Source organism: Mesobacillus foraminis (assembly GCF_004340465.1).
Taxonomy (GTDB): Bacteria; Bacillota; Bacilli; order Bacillales; family Cytobacillaceae; genus Mesobacillus_B; species Mesobacillus_B foraminis.
This window is the reverse complement of the sequence record NZ_SLVV01000002.1, coordinates 110,078-130,828: the sequence shown is the minus strand read 5'-3', so window position 1 is coordinate 130,828 and position 20,751 is coordinate 110,078. Positions and strand designations below refer to the sequence as shown.

The window sequence follows — 20,751 nt, the reverse complement described above, 5'->3', positions numbered from 1 at the left end:
ACATCTGGTCTTAGAAGGAGTGCGGGCGAATGGAGGAAAAATATTATGTGTTCGTATATGGAACACTGAGAATGGGTCAAAGAAACCAACATGTCTTGCAGAACTCAGTGCGTGGTGCCGCACAATGCTATACAAATGGCAAGCTCTATGATTCGCCATATGGCTATCCATTCCTGAAAGAGGATGAAACAGGGAGAGTCTACGGTGAGTTATATGAGGTAGATCAAGAGCTTTTAAAAAAGCTGGACGATTTTGAGGGTTATTGCGGTCCAGGAAAAAATAATCATTATAACCGAACTATAAAAACAGTTACAACTGATATCGGCACTGTTCAGGCCTTTGTATATGTACTACCGGAAGATGGAGACAGGCATAAGCTTCAGCATATTGAAGGTGGAGATTGGAGCGTATATTCTTTGCTTAAAGTCAAAGAATCATTCCTTTATTTTGCCTATGCAAGCTGTATGGATGATGAAAGGTTCATACGCTCCGGAGTTAAGCACTGTTTCCTGAAGGTAGAGGGTCGGGGTACTTTGAGAGGGTACAAGCTCCGCTTTGCCAAAAAATATTCTGACGGGGGCAGAGCAGACATAGTAGAAGAAGGTGGAATCGTTGAAGGCAAAATCTATGAGATCACAAAAGAAGGCCTGGCATATTTATTCAAGCGAGAAGGAGTAAAGGAAGGGTGTTATCGGCCAATTGTGCTGGAGCCTCAGCTAAATGGCAAAAAGGTCATGAATGTACTGAGCTTTACAGTGGTAGAAAAAGACTCGGAAACATCCCCTCCAAAATCTTATTTACAGGAGATTTTTCGCGGGGGAAGCGATGTTCTGAGCCCGGAATATCTTGAAAACTTAAAAAAAGAAATTAGCGAGAAATTTGGACTCCAATAGGGCAGGGAGAATGGCTGTGGTATTTGGCCAGGGGCAGGCTCCCTGCTGGGCTGGTATGGACAAGAGCAATTTGTTTGACTATTGGGGAATCGCATTTTCATGAGCACAATAATATTTTACTTTAATAGTAGATTGTCCATGCCTTATTGACCGGCCCTCTCATAAAATAGTAATGAAAATCTGAATGATTGCCGTTAAATGGGGTGAGGGAGTGGGCAATGAAAATTATGAGCGTTTAGCCGTAGTTGAAGAACAAATCAAGCAGCTTGAAGTGGTCATTAGTGATTTGAGGAATGATATCAGGGAATGGCAAAAAAAATCAGAGGGTGTTTATATTCCAAGACAAGAACTAACAGAGATGTTTCGAAGCCGTGATCGAAGTATCTCTGAACTTCGTGAATCATTAAAATCAGCCGCCAACCAGTCTGATATTGTTGATATCAAAAATTCTTTGAAAGAGCTGAAGGATGAAAATGCCAGTAAGAGACCATTATATGCTGCTTGGGCAGGAGTCGGTGTATCAGCATTAGCTGTCATCGTTACCATTATAACTTTGATTGCAGGTTGAAAAACAGGAGGCAAACGCCCTCCTGTTTTTCGTTTCTTACATCAAAGTAAAACTGAAAAAGTCCGTAAGCAAATGTGACAAAACACATGATGCCACAAAAAAATTGCCGTACTATCTTTGTAAATCAGTCTATTATTCCAAACGAGATGGGTATTAAAGGACATCCCTAAAAATTTGCAAAGGGGTTGAGCAAGATGAAAGTGAAAGTTGCACATGTAGGTGATCAAGTCGTTTCAATGCATGGAATTAAAGGGGTAGTTGAAAAAGTAAAAGAAAACTCGGTTATTATTGAGATTCTTGAGAACTTCTCAGACCGGGAATTTTTGAATAACCGGACAGTGATCGCACATAAAAATTATGTCATTCTTTGATGGGGAGTGGTGGGGCAAAAGAGGTTTTTATAGAGGGGATGACCCAAAATCATATGGAATTCTGCAGAAAAGTAAAATGAAATACAGAGTAGGGCATTACTAGGCTGGTCTACGTTTGCCAGCCCGGTTAATGCTGGTTATATAAGACGAAGTTCCAGTTATTTTTGCTGTTTTTTGTTTTCCTGCTCCGATTGTTTCCTGATTTTTTCCGTCTTGGTTCCAAGTGTCTGCTGATAGGAAACGGGCCTTTTTTTATTTGGCAGGTTTCTCACCTCCTGATATCAGATCGAATGCCATTTATTAAGATTTGTAACTTAAGCCTGTATGATTCATATAATTTTAAGAAAGCAAAGGAAAATATCAATAATTTTGTTTGTCAAGAAAAGAGGCGGGAATATTAAAATAAAGTTTGACAATTTTGTGAACTAGAGGAATAATATATAAAAAGGAGGCTGATTCGTTTGAAGTCTTATTCTAAAATGTTAAACGCTGTAAGATATGTAGGGGGAACAATCCTCACAATCGGAATCGCCATTTTCATGTACGGGTTCCTTGTAAGCGATTACAGTCCGGTGACCGGGATAGGCATCGGTACAATCATGGGAGCTATCTTTATTTTCTTGATGGGCGTGTTCCTGGTCATTTCTGAAGAAATGGTTACTAATACAAAAAAAGGCAGCCGGTCTTTGCAATAATACGGTTTTTAATACAAGAGTTAAAATAAGAAATAAATGATGGTCACGGATATTGTCTTCAGAGCATGGAGTTCATAGGTTTTTAAATCTATCCATAAAAAAGAGGGCGCCGAATTGACGCCCTCTTAGTCTGTTTAAATATATCCCCATGTCATACATAGCAATGTGCCAAATATCGTAACTAGAGCAATGATGACACCATAATAGATATTGGTATAAATCGCTCCTTTATCTTCCGTTTCGCCAGCATGCATAAACAATACCAGCTGAACGGCAGCCTGGATAAAAGCTGTTACAAGCAGCACCGTCATGCCAGCCTGGAAGGAAAGATCCAAAAAGTAGACTGTCAGGGCTGCTGCGGTAAGAATCAGCGAAAACACAAACCCTATTACTTGATTGCGTGGAAACAATTCTTTCAAATTCATGTTTACATCATTCCTTTCAGGTAGACGAAGCTGAAGATAAAGATCCAAACGACGTCCAGGAAGTGCCAGTAAAGAGAGAAGATGAAGGACTTATTCGTTGTTTCTGGTGTCAAACCACGTTTTTTAACCTGAAGGAGGATGGCTAAGCCCCAGAAAAATCCGAATGTAACGTGCGCCCCATGAGTCCCTAGGGTAGTCAGCAGCATGGCTGTAAAGGCACTTGTTTGAAGTCCGGCACCAACATGAACATAATGAAAGAATTCGAAAATCTCAAAGCCCAGGAAGGCCAATCCAAGCAGAAGGGTGACAGCAAAGAAAGTCATCATGGCTTTCTTATTACCGATCCTCATGGCATGGATTCCAAGGCCAATGGTAAAGCTGCTAGTCAACAGCAGGATGGTTTCAATCAGAACTGGTGTCAGCTCAAAAATTTCCGAGCCGGCAGGTCCGCTTCCTGTACGATCCGCCAGAACAAAATAGGATGCGAAAAGGGTAGCAAAAAGCATGATTTCGGCACCAAGGAAAATCCAGAAACCTAATATTTTTAAGCGGTTTTCTTCGGTACTGTATTCAAGAGGAAGCGAGTGATCTATTTTCATTATTTAGCACCTCGCAATTTTGTTTCTGTTTCTTCAATTTCTTCTACAGAGATATAGTGGCCATGATCCTTTTCAAAGGAACGGAGGGCCATGCAGACCAAAATGCCGATAGTCGTGATGATGAGAGGGATCCACATCGCAAATACAAATGAGAAGCCCCAGGCAAAAAAGATACAGCTCATAATAAATGGCATTCCGCTGTTATTTGGCATGTGAATCTTTTCATAGTCACCCTTGAACATAATATGGCCTTTTTTCTTTGAATCCCAGAATGTCTCGATCGAATCGATTTGCGGTACATTTGCAAAGTTGTATTCTGGAACGGGACTGTGTGTCGCCCATTCAAGTGTACGTGCATCCCAAGGATCTGCACTTATATTTCTAGGCGAGTATCGGACACTGTAATACACGTTATAGACAATCAGTGCAAATCCGATTGCAAGCCCCGCGGCACCGATAAATGAAATCATGTTCCAGATGCCGAATCCAGTCGATTCTGAGTATGTGTACATTCTGCGCGCCTGACCGTCCAAACCGGAGAAGAACATTGGCATAAAGGCAACCAGTGTGCTGATGGCGATGGTCCATGCAGCCGATTTACCGATTTTTTCATTTAGCATAAAGCCAAACATTTTAGGCCACCAGTAGGTAAGGCCTGCAAGCATCGCGAACACGACACCAGGAATAATAACCATGTGGAAGTGGGCAACCAGGAACATGGTATTATGATACTGATAGTCAGCAGCTGACATCCCCAGCATTACTCCGGTAACTCCGCCGATAGTGAAAAGCGGAATAAACAGGATGGAGTACAGCATTGGAGTAGTGATGACAATTTTCCCTTTCCAGAGGGTAAGCAGCCAGTTGAAGATCTTTACCCCGGTCGGTACGGCAATTGCCATTGTTGTAATCGAGAAGATGCTGTTGGCTAATGCGCCTTGACCCATTGTAAAGAAATGGTGGGCCCATACTAGGAAAGACAGCAGTGAAATGATGACCATTGAAGCAACCATAGATTTATAGCCATATAGATTTCGGCGAGCAAACGTAGAAATAACTTCACTGTATACACCGAAAGCTGGCAGAACAAGAATGTACACTTCAGGATGTCCCCATACCCAGAAAAGATTGGCCCAGAGCATGTCCATGCCGCCATTATCAGTTGTGAAGAAGTTGGTTGCAAACAAACGGTCCATTGTTCCCATGGCAAGAAGAACAGTCAATACCGGGAATGCGAACACGATAATCGCATTCGTAATCAGGGCAGACCAGGTAAACATCGGCATTTTCATTAACGTCATGCCAGGAGCTCTCATTTTAAGAATCGTCGTAATGAAGTTAATCCCTGTCATTAAGGTACCAAGACCTGCAATCTGAATCGCGATCATAAAGTAGTTCGAGCCTACTGATTCACTGAATTCTGTTCCTGCAAGCGGGAAATAGGATGTCCAGCCGGCATCAGGTGATCCCCCGACTACGAATGAAATATTGAAAAGCATTGCACCCATAAAGAAAAGCCAGAAGCTAAGGGCGTTTAAGCGGGGAAATGCAACGTCCCTTGCACCAATTTGCAATGGTACGACAAAGTTCATTAATCCCATGATGAAAGGCATCGCCATAAAGATAATCATGACAACCCCGTGGGTGGTGAATATTTCATTATAATGCTGTGCATCAAGCAGCTGGTTTTCTGGAACAGCAAGCTGGGCACGCATCATAATCGCATCGGCGCCTCCGCGGAACAGCATCAGCAATGCCGAAATCAAATACATAATTCCAATTCGCTTGTGGTCGACAGTCGTTAACCATTCACGCCAGAGATAGCCCCATTTTTTAAAATAAGTCAAGCCTGCGAGAATGGCAATAACGGTCAGTCCGATTGCAACCATTGAAGCATAAATTGCCGGACTAGGATGAGGTACGGCAAATCGTTCAAAAAATTCCATACTTAGTGACTCCTTTCGGGAAATCGCCGCCTGCCTATGACGCAGGCAAGGCGACGTGCATCAATCTTAATGATGGCTATGATTTGTATGTTCTTCTTCTGAATTCTCGGAATCAGAATGTTCTTCATGTGAATCTGAATCAGTTGAACCGTGGTTATGTCCACCATTTTCTCCTTCCGGAGGAGGAAGGAATTCCAGATGGGTTCCAGTGAATGTCATTTGTCCAAGATGTCCTGGTTCGAGCAGTTCGTTAAATTTCTCCTCAGTCAAAGGCTTGGCCGTTTCCTTTACTTCTTTCACCCAGTCATCAAATTCGTCTTCAGGCATAGCAGTCACATTGAAAGTATTCTCGGCAAACCCTTTCCCGCTGAAGTTCGCATTTCTGCCCATGAATTCACCAGGCACATCAGCTGCTAAATGAAGAGTGTTGACCATGTCTGCCATTGCATATTTCTGGCCGCCAAGCTGCGGAATCCAGAAGCTTGTAATCGGGCCGTAAGAATAGAGCTTGAACTCCAGCGGCCGGTCCGTTGGTATATATAAGTAGTTGACTGTTTCAATATCTTCTTCCGGATAGCTGAAATGCCATTTCCAGTTCGATGAAGATGCGTAGACAACCAAAGGTTCTTTATCTTCATATCCTTTTGGCGTTGCTTCGACAATATAGTTACTTTGTACAGAAACAAACGATAGGAATGCAACGATAAGAACTGGAATTCCTACACAAATTGCTTCAACAATTACATTGCCTTCGATGTGTGGAGGTTCATAATCCTTGCTTTGTTTTGAAGCCCGGTATTTTATCAGCATGAAGGCCAGGAGACCGAATACGACCAGGACAATGAACATCATGATTCCTGCTGATAAAATAATGTCATTTGCCTGTCTTTCTGCTTGCGGCCCTTTTGGATCAAGAACGGTCAATGGTTCACAACCAGTAAGCATCATGGCAATCGTAAAAATGGCTGATAGTAATGTCCATTTAAATTTCATACAAGTACCCCTTTCTTTTATTCGGAAAAACTTTGATCATTATATCACAAACCTTGATCATTATATCACATACTTTGCTCGGGCGTTCACAAAATAATCGATTTTTGTTCCTAAACCTGTGGAAACTTGTGGAACAAAGTGTGATAAAAATCACAGAAGGTCCTTTTAAAATGATTTTAACATAGAAGTTATTTCGATTAACGGGGCTAATTGTGACTAATTTATGAAAACATTAATTGTAAATTTCCTGTAAACACTTTCCTTGAGGTTATAATTATTTTTTCTGGGTAAAACAAAAAAATGAAACCTTTGTCCAACTAATTCGTATTTATAGAATCCGGAATAAAATCTAATAAAAAAAGCATCAAGGAGGAAGCTATGTTAAAAAAAGTATTATCAGCGGTAGTTGCAGTCACCATTGTCTTTTCACCAATTGGCAACTCAGTGTTTCAGGAGCTGCAGCAGCAGACAGAGGTAAGTGCAAAGCGATATAAATCGGGAACAAAACGGTACAATAATAACAGCCGGGTGACTAATCCAGATAACAACCAGAACAATACGGTCAACCGTAATACAAATACAACCAATCGTACGGCAACTAGAAACAACGGAGGAATGATGAGAGGACTAATGTATGGAGGTCTTGCCGGACTGCTGTTTGGAGGTCTTCTGGCCGGAATGGGCGGTCTTGCACCGATCTTAGGAATGGCAATCAACATAATTGGTATATTGCTTGCTTTCATGCTCATCAGCCGTATCATATCTGCCTTTAAACGAAACAGGCAACAAGAGGATCGAGACCAATGGCGCCGTTAAAAATTGACGAGCAGGATGTTGTCAATGCCATCTGTCTTTATATTGCTGATAAAAAACAAGTGACACCCGAGGATGTTGAGGTCGAACTGATGTTTGATGATGATTATGGCTTCTCTGCCGAAACATATGTAAATGGCAGAAAGCAGATACTGGTCAAGCAAAATATGATTGAAGCGTTAAGAATGTGGCTGGATCAAGTACTTGGCCGTGATCCTTTTTCAGGAATAGAACTGGTCCTGGATGATGAAGAAGGGATTATCGCCTTTATAAGATAACAATCGAGCCTGTCCATAAGAATTGGACAGGCTCTTTCTATATAGAGAATATTTGACTTTTACAGGAATAAGATTTGAGTTAAAAGGAAGAGGGAATGAACATACTATAATTAGCGATAAGAACATATATTCCTTTTTCTTCCTTTTTGAAAGGATATTCATACAGCCTGGTTAAAATAGAGAGAAAGCATGGAAAGGGGACGCAGATGAGTAAATTAGAAATGATACACCCCGCAGCAATACAGCAAACCAAACAAAAAATTGTTCAGGATATTGACCGTTTTTTGGAGGAGCACGAGAATGTTCCTTCTTATCAGGATTATATAGATGAAAGAAAAGTGTATGTAGAACAGATCTGGAGAAATGTCTGGCTGAATAAGGCATCAAATGATGTTCCAAAGAAAGAAAAAAAAGCATTCCTTAAGGAGAAAGGCTACGTGACTGAAGGAGTGGACAAAAAAATCATCAACAAGCTATTCCGTGATGAAATACGGGATTACAAGCCTTTTGATGCGGTTGGCTGGGTAGAAAAGAGATACTCAGGAGATGAAGCCGACTGGGAAACCCAGTACCGAAGGGCAAGAAAGGGTTATTTTAAAAGACAGCAGGAGGCAAAGCAGGCTGAGGAACGGATTGCATTGCATTTAAAACTCCAGGAATATTTTAATGGCTATGTTAACAAGAACTTTTCCCTTCTTTATTTGTATGTCAGGCATTTTGTTTCTCGGCAGATAAAGGCGGACTTTCAAGATAAGACTAGATACGAATACATTGATCCCAACCGGTTGGAAGAGCGGCTTCTTGAACTGGGGAATTTTAATCGAAATGATTACTCTCTTGTCGCAGAGTTCTTCGAAGAGTTAACCGGCGGTGTACAAACCACTTTTGATTGGGGCAAACGGCACTTTGAATATGAAACGTATTACGACCTTTATGAAAGGAAGGTAATTGAATATATTTTTGGATCCATGCCTGATTTGCTGATGGAAGGCATTCCTGGTGATCTAAACGATATTTATCTGGATACTGCAGGTGAACATTTGACAAAACAGCACTTTAGTGACGCTTTTGACCAGAATATCATTGACGTGGCCATAGAACTTTTTCAGGAACTGCAGGACGAGTATCTAGATGATCTGCTCAGCCTTGCCATTATCCCCTTTGATCCAGCAGTTCATAAGGAAATATTTGAAAAAGATGTTGCTGACCGTGATAGAAGGAAAGCGGAAGAACAGGCAGAAATTGAAAGGAAAATGGCTGAGGAAGCGCGGATTATCGAGGATATTTTTGGCCGCGCCTATACTCCTTCGCTCGGCATGGATGTACGGTATGTATTGCATATCGGGGAAACAAACACTGGCAAGACACATCATGCGCTGCAAAAAATGAAGGAAGCGGACAGCGGTTTATACCTTGCGCCTCTTCGTCTTCTCGCTCTGGAGGTATATGATCGATTAAATGGTGATAACGTGCCATGTACATTAAAAACAGGGGAAGAAGAAAAAATCGTTACGGGTGCAAAACATATATCGAGTACAGTCGAGATGTTTCATGAAAAGGATTTTTACGAGGTTGTTGTCATTGATGAAGCCCAGATGATTGCAGATAAGGACAGAGGATTTTCCTGGTATAAAGCCATTATGAAGGCTAATGCCCGCGAAGTTCATATTATCGGAAGCCGAAATAGTAAAATGATGCTTCTGGACCTCCTCGAAGGGGCAGAGATTGAACTAAAAGAATATTCACGGGATATCCCCCTGGAAGTGGAGCACCGGGAATTCAGTTTAAAATATACCAAAAAAGGCGACGCACTTATCTGCTTTTCAAGGAAACAGGTATTAGAAACGGCATCAAAGCTAAAAAGGAGCGGCCATACTGTCTCGATGATTTATGGAAGCATGCCTCCGGAAACCAGGAAAAGGCAAATTGAGCTGTTCAACCAAGGACAAACAACCGTCGTAGTTGCCACTGATGCAATTGGCATGGGGCTGAATCTTCCAATCCGCCGAATTGTTTTTCTGGAAACGGAAAAGTTTGATGGCACGAGAAGAAGGCGGCTTACTTCCCAGGAGGTCAAGCAAATCGCAGGCCGGGCTGGACGGAAAGGCATCTATGATATTGGGAAGGTCGCTTTCGCAAAAGATATTAAAATTATGTCCAGACTGCTGGAACAACAGGATGAGTCCATTCAAACATTTGCCATTGCACCGACCTCTGCCGTTTTTGAACGTTTCCAGAGGCATTACCGCCACCTGGGCACATTCTTTGAACTATGGGAAAAATTCATCCCTCCTAAAGGGACAAAGAAAGCTTCACTGTCGGAGGAAAGGGAGCTCTACGAGTTAATCCGTGACAGTGATATTGAGGCGCGATTTTCCATGATGGATCTATACGGCTTCCTCCACCTTCCTTTTTCTTCCAAAGAGCCTGCGTTGATCCGCCAATGGCTTGAAACCATCATGGCGATTGCAGATGGGCGGGAACTTCCGGAACCCGTTATTAAAAGGAAGAATCTTGAGGATTTCGAATTGTCTTATAAGGCAATCGGCCTCCACCTTTTGTTTTTATACCGGCTTGGAAAGAAAACGGAGGCTATTTACTGGGAAAGGGCAAGAGAAGAAATCAGCCTCGAAGTTCATCACCATTTAAGGGATGAAGTAGAAAACTACCGTAAAAAGTGTAAACGGTGCGGAAAGCCGCTTCCTGACCGTTCCGAGTTTCCAATATGTGATTCCTGTTATCAGGCTAAATATCGAAAAGCGAATCGAAGGCACGAACGGTGGGCTTAGAATATACCCTTCAAATCATGCGTGAATAGAACAGATCGTTTCCTCAAACCATAGAGGGAGAAATGTTTGGATAATAAAATGGATCAGGATGGTGAGGGATATGAGAAATATTCGCTATTTAATTAAGGGTGATTACTCTGCTGAGCAGCTTGCTGAGGATTTAAGAGTGCAGCTGGATATAAACCGGCAGAACAATGTCCGAATAACTCCCGTTAAAAACCGTAATGAAGTGATCGTACAAGTCCCAGAGGCAAGCGGAAGCCTGGAAGAAATAGTTGGCAGCTTCATGCAGGACTATCATTCAGGAGTCATTTTGGAATAGTTCCTGGAACGTAATTGTGTGCAAAGCCCTCGATCTAGCTAGGAATGAACAACGGTCCCAGTCGAGAATCTTTTTAAGTGAACTTGTTTATTGGCATAATTCTAGTGAGATCCCCCATAAGATGGTTACAAAGACTCTGTAAAGGTGTGTGTTTATGGCCATCCATGTCGTCAAAAACGGGGATACTCTCTGGGCGATTTCCCAAGTTTATAATGTACCTGTTCCCACGATCGTTGCGATTAATGGATTAAGCAATGTTAATGTCATTGTACCCGGCTTGGCCCTATACATCCCTTCCCGGGAATTACAGCAGCGAACTTATAGAATACAGCCTGGGGATACTCTTTGGAAACTATCCATTCGATTTAATTCAACCATTGCGTCCATTCTCCAGGCAAACCCGGATCTGAATCCAAACAGGCTGTTAGTAGGTCGGCTCGTTACCATTCCTACTGAGCTCAAACAGGATATAGCAACTTTAGGTTTTATTGTCCCATACTCTCAAGAGGCTGTTATTCAAATTCTCGACAGCCTTGCTCCACAGCTCACCTATCTTGCTGTAACGGCCTATTCATTTACCAGGGAAGGCTATGCTTACGTGCAATTGGAGGACAGGCGAATTGTAGAAAGGAGCAATCAGCTGGGAGTCTTACCCCTGTTAATGATCCGAAACCTAATTGACAGCACTTTCAGTCCGGAACTGGCCGGTACAGTGCTTGGCAATCCATCATACAGGCGCAACCTTGTTTTAAGTATTGTTAATTTGGCAAGACAGAGAGGGTATAAAGGGGTAAGCATTGACTTTGAGTTTATTCCTCCGGAAAGGCGCAATGATTTGGCCACTTTTCTATCAGAGTTAAAAACGGCATTAGGGAATCTTTTATTGCATGTTAATGTCCATGCTAAAACTAGGGATATACCTGCCAATCCAATAATCGGAGCCTACGATTATCAAATGATCGGGAAAATAGCAGATATCGTAGCTGTGATGACGATTGATTATGGATATCCCGGTGGACCGCCTGATCCAATTTCTCCTGCCTGGTGGATAGAGCAGGTTGTTTCGTATGCCGTTTCATTAATTCCGCCTCAAAAACTTCAAATAGCCATGCCTCTGTATGGGTATGACAAAGTCGCAGCCACCAATCAGACCACCGGGATATCGGTTCTTGCGGCGCAAAACCTGGCGATCTCAAAAGGGGTAGCCATCCAGTACGCACCAGAATCTGAATCCCCATTCTATCGTTATTGGACAAATAACACAGAACATGTTGTCTGGTTTGAGGATGTAAGAAGCTATAAAGCTAAATACAAGATTATTGATGCTTACAAACTCCTGGGAACAACCTATTGGCAGCTTAATCTGCCTGCACCTCAAAATTGGCGGTACCTGGCAGACAATCTCATTATAAAAAAAGCAGTCATTTGAAGAGACCTGCTCTTATCTGAGTGGGCTCTTTTAGGTTCTGGCTTTTTTAAATAGTTTTTTTAACATTCCTAACATCCACTTTAGTATTAAGTATCCTGCGAAAAAAAGGATGAAACCCCACAAGCTGATAACAGCATCCTGAAACTCCATATTTCCCCTGCCTGTTATCTTCTGCTGAATTTCCACAGCGAATACAATCACCAGAAGGACTGTGAACGTATAGATGAAGGAAATGGCCGTGATACTGAGTTTTGCCAACGCTTTAAACACCCGGTGTACAATAAAAAAAGAAACAATTCCAAGAATGCCGAAGACCCAAAGGTGCAGGTCCTTATCTGACAGATTAAGGCCGAAATTGTTGCTCAATTGCCACAGCTTATCATGAAAATAATTAACCAACTCTGATATTAATAATATGATCTCTTTCAAGAATTGCCTCCCGTCCCTCTCCTTAAAATTGACATTAGCTCCCTAATTCAAAAGATTCATCTTTTTTATCTGCTATTTTATCTTATATCGTTTGGAGTTTGAAAGAAAACATTTTTTGTAAATTCCTGATTAATTAACAATTTAGATTTAAATAATTGCTCAAAGACCATCCAAATGATAAGATGACAATAATAATTAAATAGTAAAGGACCATATCATTTACTGATGTGGTCGCCTTCGGGGTCGGGTGTAATTCCCAACCGGCGGTGATGAAGCATAGAGCTTCTTAGTCCGTGACCCGGTTAACAGCAGTTAAACGGTGGATCTGGTGAAATTCCAGGGCCGACAGTAAAAGTCTGGATGGGAGAAGGAAATTTTTAAAATTCAGGAGTGACCAACAGGGTGAAGTCTGCCCTTTTTTAGCCCCTTTGTTTCCTTATGCCAAAAATGACCCTAAAGGCCTTAGCCTTAGGGTCATTTTTTGTTCTGCCATCCATGTTTATGTCCCAATGCTTGAATTAACTCCTATAAAAGAGGGCATTGGGCAAACTAATGAAAGCTGGGTGATAGCGAGGGACAGTTAGTAACAATTCTATTGAAGTAGGACATAAAAGAATGGGTGGTCAGTCCCAAACCATATTCTAAAAGCTAGATAACCATAAGCGGGTGATGAAATGTTTACAGGAATTATTGAGGAGATTGGAAAGGTGAAAGGTATTCGTAAAACAGGCAATGCCTTTGAGATTTTTGTTGACGCAGATAAAATTCTTAAAGATGTAAACTTGGGAGACAGTATTTCGATTAACGGAGTCTGCCTGACGGTGACCTCTTTTACAAGCCAGACCTTTACATTGGATGTAATGCCAGAAACATTGAAGGCTACCAATATAGGCAGCCTGAGCCCCGGGTCCAGTGTAAACCTTGAAAGGGCGATGGCAGCCGGCGGAAGATTTGGCGGACACTTTGTTTCAGGCCATGTGGACGGGACGGGGAGAATTGTCCAAAAAAAACGCGTCGAAAACGCAGTATATTATGAAATAGAAGTGGATGAGGAGCTGGCAGGCAGCATGATTGTAAAAGGGTCAGTCACCGTGGACGGGACAAGCCTCACCATCTTTGGCATTTCTGACAAGACCTTTACCATCTCTTTAATTCCACATACGTCAGTGGAAACCATTCTCGGCAAAAAGGGAGTGGGTGATATTGTCAACATTGAAACAGATATGATTGGCAAATATGTCAGTCATTATTTAAAGGAAACAGGCAAACAAAAAAAGCAGTCGTTATCACTCAGTTTTTTAGAAGAAAACGGCTTTGCTTAAGGGGGTTAGAAAATGTTTGACAAAATCGAAGAGGCGATTGAAGATTTAAAAAAAGGAAAAGTGGTTATTGTATGTGATGACGAGGACAGGGAAAATGAGGGTGATTTTATTGCTCTGGCTGAAAAAACCACTCCGGACGTTATCAATTTTATGGTTACATATGGAAGAGGCCTGGTCTGTGTCCCGATTGAGGAAGAATTAGCTCAGAAACTTGAACTAAATCAAATGACTTCACTTAATACGGATCCTCATGGGACGGCCTTTACAGTCAGTGTTGACCACAAAAGTTCAACTACAGGAATTTCTGCCTTTGAACGGAGCCTGACAGTACAAGAGCTAATCAATCCCGAGTCAAAGCCGTCTGATTTTAAAAGACCTGGTCACATGTTCCCCCTAATCGCTAAAAAAGGCGGTGTCTTAAGAAGGGCGGGGCACACGGAAGCTGCTGTCGACCTGGCAAAAATGGCTGATTCAGCTCCTGCAGGGGTAATTTGCGAAATCATGAATGAGGACGGGACAATGGCCCGTGTCCCTCAGCTTCGCGAATTGGCTGATACTTTACAGCTAAAACTAATTACCATTAAAGATCTAATCCGTTACCGAAACCAAAAGGAAAAACTTATTCATAGGGAAATTGAAGTGGAACTCCCAACGGAATTCGGTGATTTCAAGGCAATAGGCTATTCAAACAGTGTTGATGACAAGGAACATATTGCGCTTGTTAAAGGTGATATCACGACAAGTGAACCAGTGCTTGTCCGTGTTCATTCAGAGTGCCTGACTGGAGATGTTTTTGGATCCTATCGGTGTGACTGCGGTCCGCAGCTTCATGCAGCATTAAGCCAGATCAATAATGCGGGCCAGGGTGTTCTTTTATACATGCGTCAGGAGGGCCGCGGAATTGGTCTTCTGAACAAACTAAGGGCATATAAGCTTCAGGAACAGGGCTTTGATACCGTCGAGGCAAATGAGAAGCTGGGTTTTGCAGCTGATTTGCGCGAGTATGGAATTGGAGCCCAGATTTTAAGAGACCTTGGCATCTGCAAGATGAAGCTCTTAACCAATAATCCGAGAAAAATTAATGGACTTGGAGGATATGGGCTTGAGGTTGTGGAGCGGGTTCCTCTCCAGATGGAAACGAAAATAGAAAATGAGAATTATTTAAAAACAAAAAAATCAAAATTGGGGCATATGCTTCATTTTTAAAATAAGGAGGAATTTAATAATGGGAATGACATTTGAAGGAAATTTAGTTGGATCTGGTTTGAAAATCGGAGTGGTTGTAGGCCGGTTTAATGAATTTATCACGAGCAAACTCCTGAGCGGAGCAGAGGATGCATTGAGAAGACATGGTGTCAACGAAGAAGATATTGACATAGCCTGGGTACCGGGGGCCTTTGAAATCCCTTTGGTTGCACAGAAGCTGGCAAACAGCCAGCGTTATGATGCCGTGATTACTCTTGGAACGGTTATACGGGGAGCAACACCACACTTCGACTATGTGTGTAATGAAGCCGCAAAAGGAGTTGCGGCTACTGCAATGAATAGCGGCATTCCGGTTATTTTTGGAGTTCTAACAACGGACTCAATCGAACAGGCTATCGAAAGAGCTGGCACAAAAGCTGGAAATAAAGGCTGGGAAGCAGCTGCCTCTGCAATTGAAATGGCTAATCTTCTCAGAACTATTGGCTAACGACCAGCACAGGCAAGTTACTTAAAAGAAGAAATAATTTATACTATAATGATAAGGGATAGCCAAATGGTTATCCCTTATTTTTTATGCAGAAGCAAAGAGAGGATAAAGGATGAAACTTGTATCATGGAATGTTAACGGCTTACGTGCCTGCTGCAATAAAGGTTTTTTAGAATACTTTAAGCAAGTGGATGCTGATATTTTTTGTGTCCAGGAAACAAAGCTTCAGGAGGGCCAGATTCAGTTGGACCTCGAGGGCTATAGTGATTACTGGCACTATGCACTGAAAAAAGGATATTCGGGGACTGCCATTTTTTCAAGGATAAAACCTCTTTCGGTTAAATACGGAATTGATATGGAGGAATATGATTCTGAAGGAAGGGCCATTACACTCGAGTTCAATGATTTTTACCTTGTAAATGTTTATACCCCAAATTCACAGCGGGATCTGGCGAGGCTTTCTTTTAGACTGGCATGGGAAGACAGGCTGGCAAGCTATTTGAAGGAACTGGATAAGGAAAAACCGGTCATCCTTTGTGGAGATCTGAATGTTGCCCATCAGGAGATAGATTTGAAGAATTCTAGATCCAACAGGGGGAATTCAGGTTTTACAGATGAAGAAAGAGGAAAAATGACTGCTTTGCTCGAAGGCGGCTTTATCGATACATTCAGGCATTTTTACCCCAATCGGGAAGGGGCCTTTACTTGGTGGTCCTATATGAATAAAGTCCGTGAGCGGAATATTGGCTGGAGAATCGACTATTTCATAGTATCTGAAAGATTAGGATCGTCGCTGGTTGATGCCAGTATCGATTCCCAAGTAATGGGCAGTGACCATTGTCCAATTTTATTAGAAATTGATTGTGTTTAATTGATTTAAACAGGAGAGTACCCTCGTCACACGGATGGGGGTACTCTTTTTTTTTATGTGGTTTGTATCAGGAACTTGACCGGCTTAAGGAGAGGGAAATTATGTTTTTCCCACATAATAAAAAGGGTGTAGAAGATTTATAGCATTTACCTTAATAATCTTTTTGAAATTTTATCTTCCAATTTAATCACCAATATATTAACCTTAGTTTTAATATTTTAAAAATTCACCAAAAACACAAAAATATCTTGCCAACTCAATCAGCTTAAATGTAATATACTATATATTAATAAGTGTAACACATTTGGTGGCTGGTTGTGGCGTTACTAAATTGGTGAAGGCAACTCAACATTTATTCCGGGGCAGTGATTTTACTAGCCTAATATTAAATGAGAAATACCTAAGTGGTAATCGCAGGGAAGATAACGGAGAGAGCATATCCGTACATTTCTTGCTATACATGAAATGAAAGGGAAGGATGCATTGGTGGAAAAGGAAGTAGTATACGTAGTATCGGATTCCGTTGGTGAAACAGCTGAATTTGTTGTGAAGGCTGTTGCCACCCAGTTTAATGGAGGGAGTGTGGATATCCGCCGGAATTCATATGTGGAAGATGCAGAGGATATTGAAGATGTCATCGTACTGGCAAGCCAGAACAATAAATCTGTCATTGCTTATACAATTGTTGTATCACATTTAAAAGAATACTTGGATCGGCGTGCGGCAGAAGAAGGAATCCTTGCTGTCGATCTATTAAATCCTTTAATGAACGCATTTGAACAAAAATTTCATAAAGAGCCCAACCACCAGCCGGGGCTGATGAGGAAGCTCGACGAGGAGTATTTTCGCAAAATTGAAGCAATTGAATTTGCGGTGAAATACGACGATGGACGGGATCCTAGAGGAATCATACGTTCCGATATTGTACTGATAGGGGTCTCGAGAACCTCTAAAACCCCTTTGTCCATGTATTTAGCACATAAGCGATATAAAGTGGCCAATGTGCCGCTTGTTCCGGAAGTAACACCTCCTGATGAACTGTTTAAGGTTTCCCGGAATAAGTGCATAGGGTTAATCATCTCTCCTGATAAGCTGAACGAAATTCGGAAGGAACGTTTGAGAGCACTGGGTCTTACTGCGCAGGCTAACTATGCCAGCTTCGAACGAATTCTGGAGGAATTGGATTATGCTGAAAAAATTATGAAAAGAGTTGGCTGCCCTGTCATCAATGTATCTAATAAAGCAGTAGAAGAAACGGCCAGCTTAATATTAGATCTATTAAAAAGCGGGAGGCGAATTACATAATGAGTAAATTTGTTTATATGTTTGACGAGGGCATAGCGGCATGAAGGAATTATTAGGGGGAAAAGGTGCTAACCTGGCTGAAATGACCAAAATTGGCCTTCCCGTTCCGTTTGGTTTTACCATTTCCACTGAAGCCTGTAATGCCTATTATCAAGCAGATAAAAATATTCCGCCTGACGTTCAAGATCAAATCCTCCAATCTTTAAGAATCCTTGAGGAGAAAACCGGGAAGGTGCTGGGTGACCCAGAACGCCCTTTGCTGGTGTCTGTCCGGTCGGGGGCTGTATTTTCGATGCCTGGAATGATGGACACTGTCCTGAATTTAGGAATGAATGATGAAACGGTTGAAGGAATGGCCCGGCTGACAAATAACTCCAGGTTTGCCTATGATTCTTACAGAAGATTTATTCAAATGTTTTCTAATGTAGTTCTTGATGTGGATGTTTTCTTCTTTGAACAGCTGCTCGAAGAGACACGTGAACTCAAAGGCTATGCCTCCGATCCGGAACTGACGGCAGAGGACTGGAAAGAGGTGATTGAAGGCTATAAAAAAATTGTTAAAAAGCATACAAGAAAAGCTTTTCCGCAGGACCCAAAGGAGCAGCTCTTTTATTCCATTAATGCTGTCTTTAATTCATGGAATAATCAGAGAGCGATTATTTACCGGCGCCTGAATAAAATTCCTGGTCACCTAGGTACGGCAGTCAATATTCAGAGTATGGTCTTCGGAAATATGGGACCTGACTCGGGAACCGGTGTCGCCTTTACCCGGAATCCGTCCACAGGTGAACATCAACTCTACGGAGAATATCTGATAAATGCTCAAGGGGAAGATGTTGTCGCAGGAATTCGCACTCCGCAGCCTATTCATACCCTAAAAACGGAGATGCCTGATGTGTACCAGCAATTTGTTGAAACATGCCATCTCCTTGAACAGCATTATAAGGATATGCAGGATATAGAATTTACTGTTGAAAGAGGAATATTATTTATTTTACAGACAAGGAATGGAAAACGGACTGCACAGGCTGCAATCACAATTGCAGTTGACATGGTAAAGGAAGGAGTTATCGAGAAAAAAGAAGCACTTTTGCGTGTAGATCCTGATCAATTAAATCAGCTCCTTCATCGCAGGATCGATGAAAACTATCAGCGGACTCAGCTTGCAAAAGGACTTCCGGCTTCTCCAGGGGCCGCCACAGGGGAAGTCACTTTCGAAGCAGATGAAGCTGAGCTTTTGGCGAAGGATGGGAAAAAGGTCATCCTGGTCCGCCCGGAAACCACTCCTGATGATATCCACGGTATTGTTGCCGCCCAGGCGGTGCTCACCAGCCGAGGGGGAATGACCAGCCATGCTGCAGTTGTGGCCAGGGGAATGGGAAAAGCGTGCATCTGCGGCTGTGAGGCAATCAAAATTGATTTGCGTGCCAGGGAATTTTATGTTGGTGAGACAGTTGTAAAAGAAGGTGATGTTATTACCATTGATGGTGCAACCGGGGAAATCATGCTTGGTGAGATCCCGATGATTGATCCTGAGCTTTCCGAAGAATTTCAGGTGCTTCTGCGCTGGGCTGATGAAACAAGGAAACTTGGTGTCAGAACCAATGCCGATAATCCTGAAGATACAAGGAAGGCCCGTGAATTTGGGGCCGAAGGAATCGGGCTTTGCAGGACAGAGCATATGTTTATGGATCCTGCAAGAGTGCCGATTGTTCAGGAAATGATTCTTGCTGAAAATTATTCGGAAAGAAAAGAAGCACTTGTAAAACTGCTTCCGATGCAGCAGGGCGATTTTGAAGGAATACTGGAAGAAATGCAAGGATTCCCTGTGACCATTCGTCTACTGGATCCGCCGCTTCACGAATTCATGCCGGAAAAAGAGGAATTGATCATTGAAACAACCATGCTTCGAATCACAAGCCCAGGTTCCGCTGAATTAAAGGAAAAAGAACAGCTTCTTAAAAAAGTGCGCCAGCTGGAGGAATTTAATCCGATGCTGGGGCACCGTGGCTGCAGGCTGGGGATGATTCATCCGGAAATCTATGAAATGCAGGCGAAGGCGATTTTCTATGCAGTCGCAAGGCTTGCGGAACGAGGAATGGAGGCAAAGCCGGAAATTATGATCCCGCTGGTCGGGCATGTAAATGAGTTGAAGGAAATGCGGAAGCTTGTCATCGATGCAGCCAATCTTGTGACAGAAGAAACTGGTTTGAATTTAACCTATAGCATTGGAACGATGATTGAAATACCACGTGCTGCAATAACAGCCGACCAAATTGCCGAGGAAGCGGATTTCTTCTCTTTTGGGACGAATGATTTGACGCAAACGACCTTTGGCTACAGCCGGGATGATGCAGAAGGAAAGTTCCTTCAAGCCTATATTGAAAATAAAATCCTGCCCGAAAATCCATTCGCCGTCCTGGATCGTGATGGAGTCGGAAAGCTCGTTGAGACCGGTGTTCAGCTCGGACGTAAAACGAAACCGCAATTAAAGACCGGCATTTGCGGTGAGCATGGCGGGGAAAAGAGTTCTATTGAATTCTGTTATCAGGCAGGTATTGATTACGTCAGCTGCTCTCCATACCGTGTTCCAATTGCACGGCTTGCTGCCGCACAAGCAACCATTCGCCATGAAGATCTCGCAGGCGAGCGTACCCTTCAAGTACTATAAATTAAATTTACTCAGGATGTACCGGATTTTCGGGCATCCTTTTTTTACGTTGCATTAACTCTTGTATTGTGTATATCCAGTCTTACATGCACTGGAGATTGGGTAATGTGTACGCCTTTTTTATAGTTTTCATAGTCTGGACACAGGTTTTTCAATAAACGGGAGGAATCGATGCATAACCAAAATTTAACGATGCATAACGGCGGATAATCGATCGATAACTTGAACGAATACATCTATAAATGATGAAAAGCCCTTTATTTAGACATCAACTAGTTAAAATCAAGTGTGTTGTTGAGTTACCTGCCCAAATGGAAAAATTGATTTCTTTTTTCTGTT

The 20,751-nt window shown here is 42.3% G+C and carries 19 protein-coding genes, 1 pseudogene and 1 riboswitch; of the genes and pseudogenes, 15 read left to right on the top strand and 5 right to left on the bottom strand.

Translation table 11 applies throughout. The features are described 5' to 3' along the window. The first annotated feature begins 29 nt into the window (after window positions 1-29). The 4 genes from EV146_RS03075 to EV146_RS03060 all read left to right on the top strand — a co-directional run bounded on the left by EV146_RS03075 (window position 30) and on the right by EV146_RS03060 (window position 2,527). The gene (locus EV146_RS03075) at window positions 30-893 is read left to right on the top strand and encodes a gamma-glutamylcyclotransferase family protein (protein ID WP_132001757.1); all 864 of its coding nucleotides are present in this window, start codon (window positions 30-32) and stop codon (window positions 891-893) included. Window positions 894-1,104: 211 nt separating this feature from the next. Further along, window positions 1,105-1,461, top strand: coding sequence for a hypothetical protein (locus EV146_RS03070; protein WP_121613145.1), 357 nt, complete (start codon window positions 1,105-1,107; stop codon window positions 1,459-1,461). Window positions 1,462-1,655: 194 nt separating this feature from the next. Next, on the top strand, window positions 1,656-1,832 hold the full coding sequence (locus EV146_RS03065; protein ID WP_219916223.1) for a DUF2187 family protein: 177 nt from the start codon (window positions 1,656-1,658) through the stop codon (window positions 1,830-1,832). A 461-nt stretch (window positions 1,833-2,293) separates the two neighbouring features. Beyond that, window positions 2,294-2,527, top strand: coding sequence for a hypothetical protein (locus tag EV146_RS03060; RefSeq protein ID WP_241993788.1), 234 nt, complete (start codon window positions 2,294-2,296; stop codon window positions 2,525-2,527). Window positions 2,528-2,661: 134 nt separating this feature from the next. Here EV146_RS03060 and qoxD read toward each other — a convergent pair whose 3' ends face one another. From qoxD to qoxA, 4 genes are all read right to left on the bottom strand, one after another. Continuing rightward, the gene (qoxD, locus tag EV146_RS03055) at window positions 2,662-2,946 is read right to left on the bottom strand and encodes a cytochrome aa3 quinol oxidase subunit IV (protein WP_121614052.1); all 285 of its coding nucleotides are present in this window, start codon (window positions 2,944-2,946) and stop codon (window positions 2,662-2,664) included. Between the two features lie 8 nt (window positions 2,947-2,954). Continuing rightward, window positions 2,955-3,551 carry a cytochrome aa3 quinol oxidase subunit III gene (gene qoxC / locus EV146_RS03050; RefSeq protein WP_132001754.1) on the bottom strand — a complete coding sequence of 199 codons (597 nt, stop codon included), beginning with the start codon at window positions 3,549-3,551 and terminating at the stop codon, window positions 2,955-2,957. Beyond that, a complete protein-coding gene (qoxB, locus tag EV146_RS03045; protein ID WP_132001751.1) occupies window positions 3,551-5,497 on the bottom strand; it encodes a cytochrome aa3 quinol oxidase subunit I in 1,947 nt (648 codons plus the stop codon). The genes qoxC and qoxB overlap by 1 nt, the downstream gene beginning before the upstream one ends. 66 nt (window positions 5,498-5,563) lie before the next feature. Beyond that, window positions 5,564-6,490 (bottom strand): cytochrome aa3 quinol oxidase subunit II, encoded by a 927-nt coding sequence (qoxA, locus tag EV146_RS03040; protein WP_132001748.1) that lies wholly within the window; start codon window positions 6,488-6,490, stop codon window positions 5,564-5,566. Window positions 6,491-6,868: 378 nt separating this feature from the next. Between qoxA and EV146_RS03035 the strand changes: the two genes are divergently transcribed. From EV146_RS03035 to EV146_RS03015, 5 genes are all read left to right on the top strand, one after another. Further along, on the top strand, window positions 6,869-7,306 hold the full coding sequence (locus EV146_RS03035) for a hypothetical protein (RefSeq protein WP_132001745.1): 438 nt from the start codon (window positions 6,869-6,871) through the stop codon (window positions 7,304-7,306). Further along, the gene (locus EV146_RS03030; protein ID WP_132001742.1) at window positions 7,294-7,581 is read left to right on the top strand and encodes a YxcD family protein; all 288 of its coding nucleotides are present in this window, start codon (window positions 7,294-7,296) and stop codon (window positions 7,579-7,581) included. Before EV146_RS03035 ends, EV146_RS03030 begins: the two co-directional genes overlap by 13 nt. Before the next feature lie 206 nt (window positions 7,582-7,787). Beyond that, the gene (locus EV146_RS03025; RefSeq protein WP_132001739.1) at window positions 7,788-10,370 is read left to right on the top strand and encodes a helicase-related protein; all 2,583 of its coding nucleotides are present in this window, start codon (window positions 7,788-7,790) and stop codon (window positions 10,368-10,370) included. A gap of 100 nt (window positions 10,371-10,470) precedes the next feature. Further along, a complete protein-coding gene (locus EV146_RS03020) occupies window positions 10,471-10,692 on the top strand; it encodes a hypothetical protein (RefSeq protein ID WP_121613136.1) in 222 nt (73 codons plus the stop codon). A gap of 154 nt (window positions 10,693-10,846) precedes the next feature. Continuing rightward, the gene (locus tag EV146_RS03015; protein WP_132001736.1) at window positions 10,847-12,121 is read left to right on the top strand and encodes a glycosyl hydrolase family 18 protein; all 1,275 of its coding nucleotides are present in this window, start codon (window positions 10,847-10,849) and stop codon (window positions 12,119-12,121) included. 30 nt (window positions 12,122-12,151) lie between these two features. On the opposite strand, the gene EV146_RS03010 is transcribed toward EV146_RS03015, so the two are convergent. Further along, a complete protein-coding gene (locus EV146_RS03010) occupies window positions 12,152-12,550 on the bottom strand; it encodes a hypothetical protein (RefSeq protein WP_132001733.1) in 399 nt (132 codons plus the stop codon). A gap of 229 nt (window positions 12,551-12,779) precedes the next feature. Continuing rightward, window positions 12,780-12,926, top strand: a riboswitch (FMN riboswitch). A 298-nt stretch (window positions 12,927-13,224) separates the two neighbouring features. On the opposite strand from EV146_RS03010, the gene ribE reads away from it, so the two are divergent. The 6 genes and pseudogenes from ribE to ppdK all read left to right on the top strand — a co-directional run bounded on the left by ribE (window position 13,225) and on the right by ppdK (window position 20,412). Continuing rightward, a complete protein-coding gene (ribE, locus tag EV146_RS03005) occupies window positions 13,225-13,872 on the top strand; it encodes a riboflavin synthase (protein ID WP_132001730.1) in 648 nt (215 codons plus the stop codon). Between the two features lie 12 nt (window positions 13,873-13,884). Beyond that, on the top strand, window positions 13,885-15,078 hold the full coding sequence (locus tag EV146_RS03000) for a bifunctional 3,4-dihydroxy-2-butanone-4-phosphate synthase/GTP cyclohydrolase II (protein WP_132001727.1): 1,194 nt from the start codon (window positions 13,885-13,887) through the stop codon (window positions 15,076-15,078). A 19-nt stretch (window positions 15,079-15,097) separates the two neighbouring features. Then, a complete protein-coding gene (ribH, locus tag EV146_RS02995) occupies window positions 15,098-15,565 on the top strand; it encodes a 6,7-dimethyl-8-ribityllumazine synthase (protein WP_277873200.1) in 468 nt (155 codons plus the stop codon). A 112-nt stretch (window positions 15,566-15,677) separates the two neighbouring features. Continuing rightward, window positions 15,678-16,436: an exodeoxyribonuclease III gene (locus EV146_RS02990; RefSeq protein ID WP_132001724.1), complete on the top strand. Its 759-nt coding sequence runs from the start codon at window positions 15,678-15,680 to the stop codon at window positions 16,434-16,436. A gap of 483 nt (window positions 16,437-16,919) precedes the next feature. Continuing rightward, window positions 16,920-17,741: a pyruvate, water dikinase regulatory protein gene (locus tag EV146_RS02985; RefSeq protein WP_121613130.1), complete on the top strand. Its 822-nt coding sequence runs from the start codon at window positions 16,920-16,922 to the stop codon at window positions 17,739-17,741. Continuing rightward, window positions 17,741-20,412 (top strand): annotated as a pseudogene (gene ppdK, locus EV146_RS02980) (pyruvate, phosphate dikinase). The gene EV146_RS02985 and the pseudogene ppdK overlap by 1 nt, the downstream one beginning before the upstream one ends. Window positions 20,413-20,751: the final 339 nt, after the last annotated feature.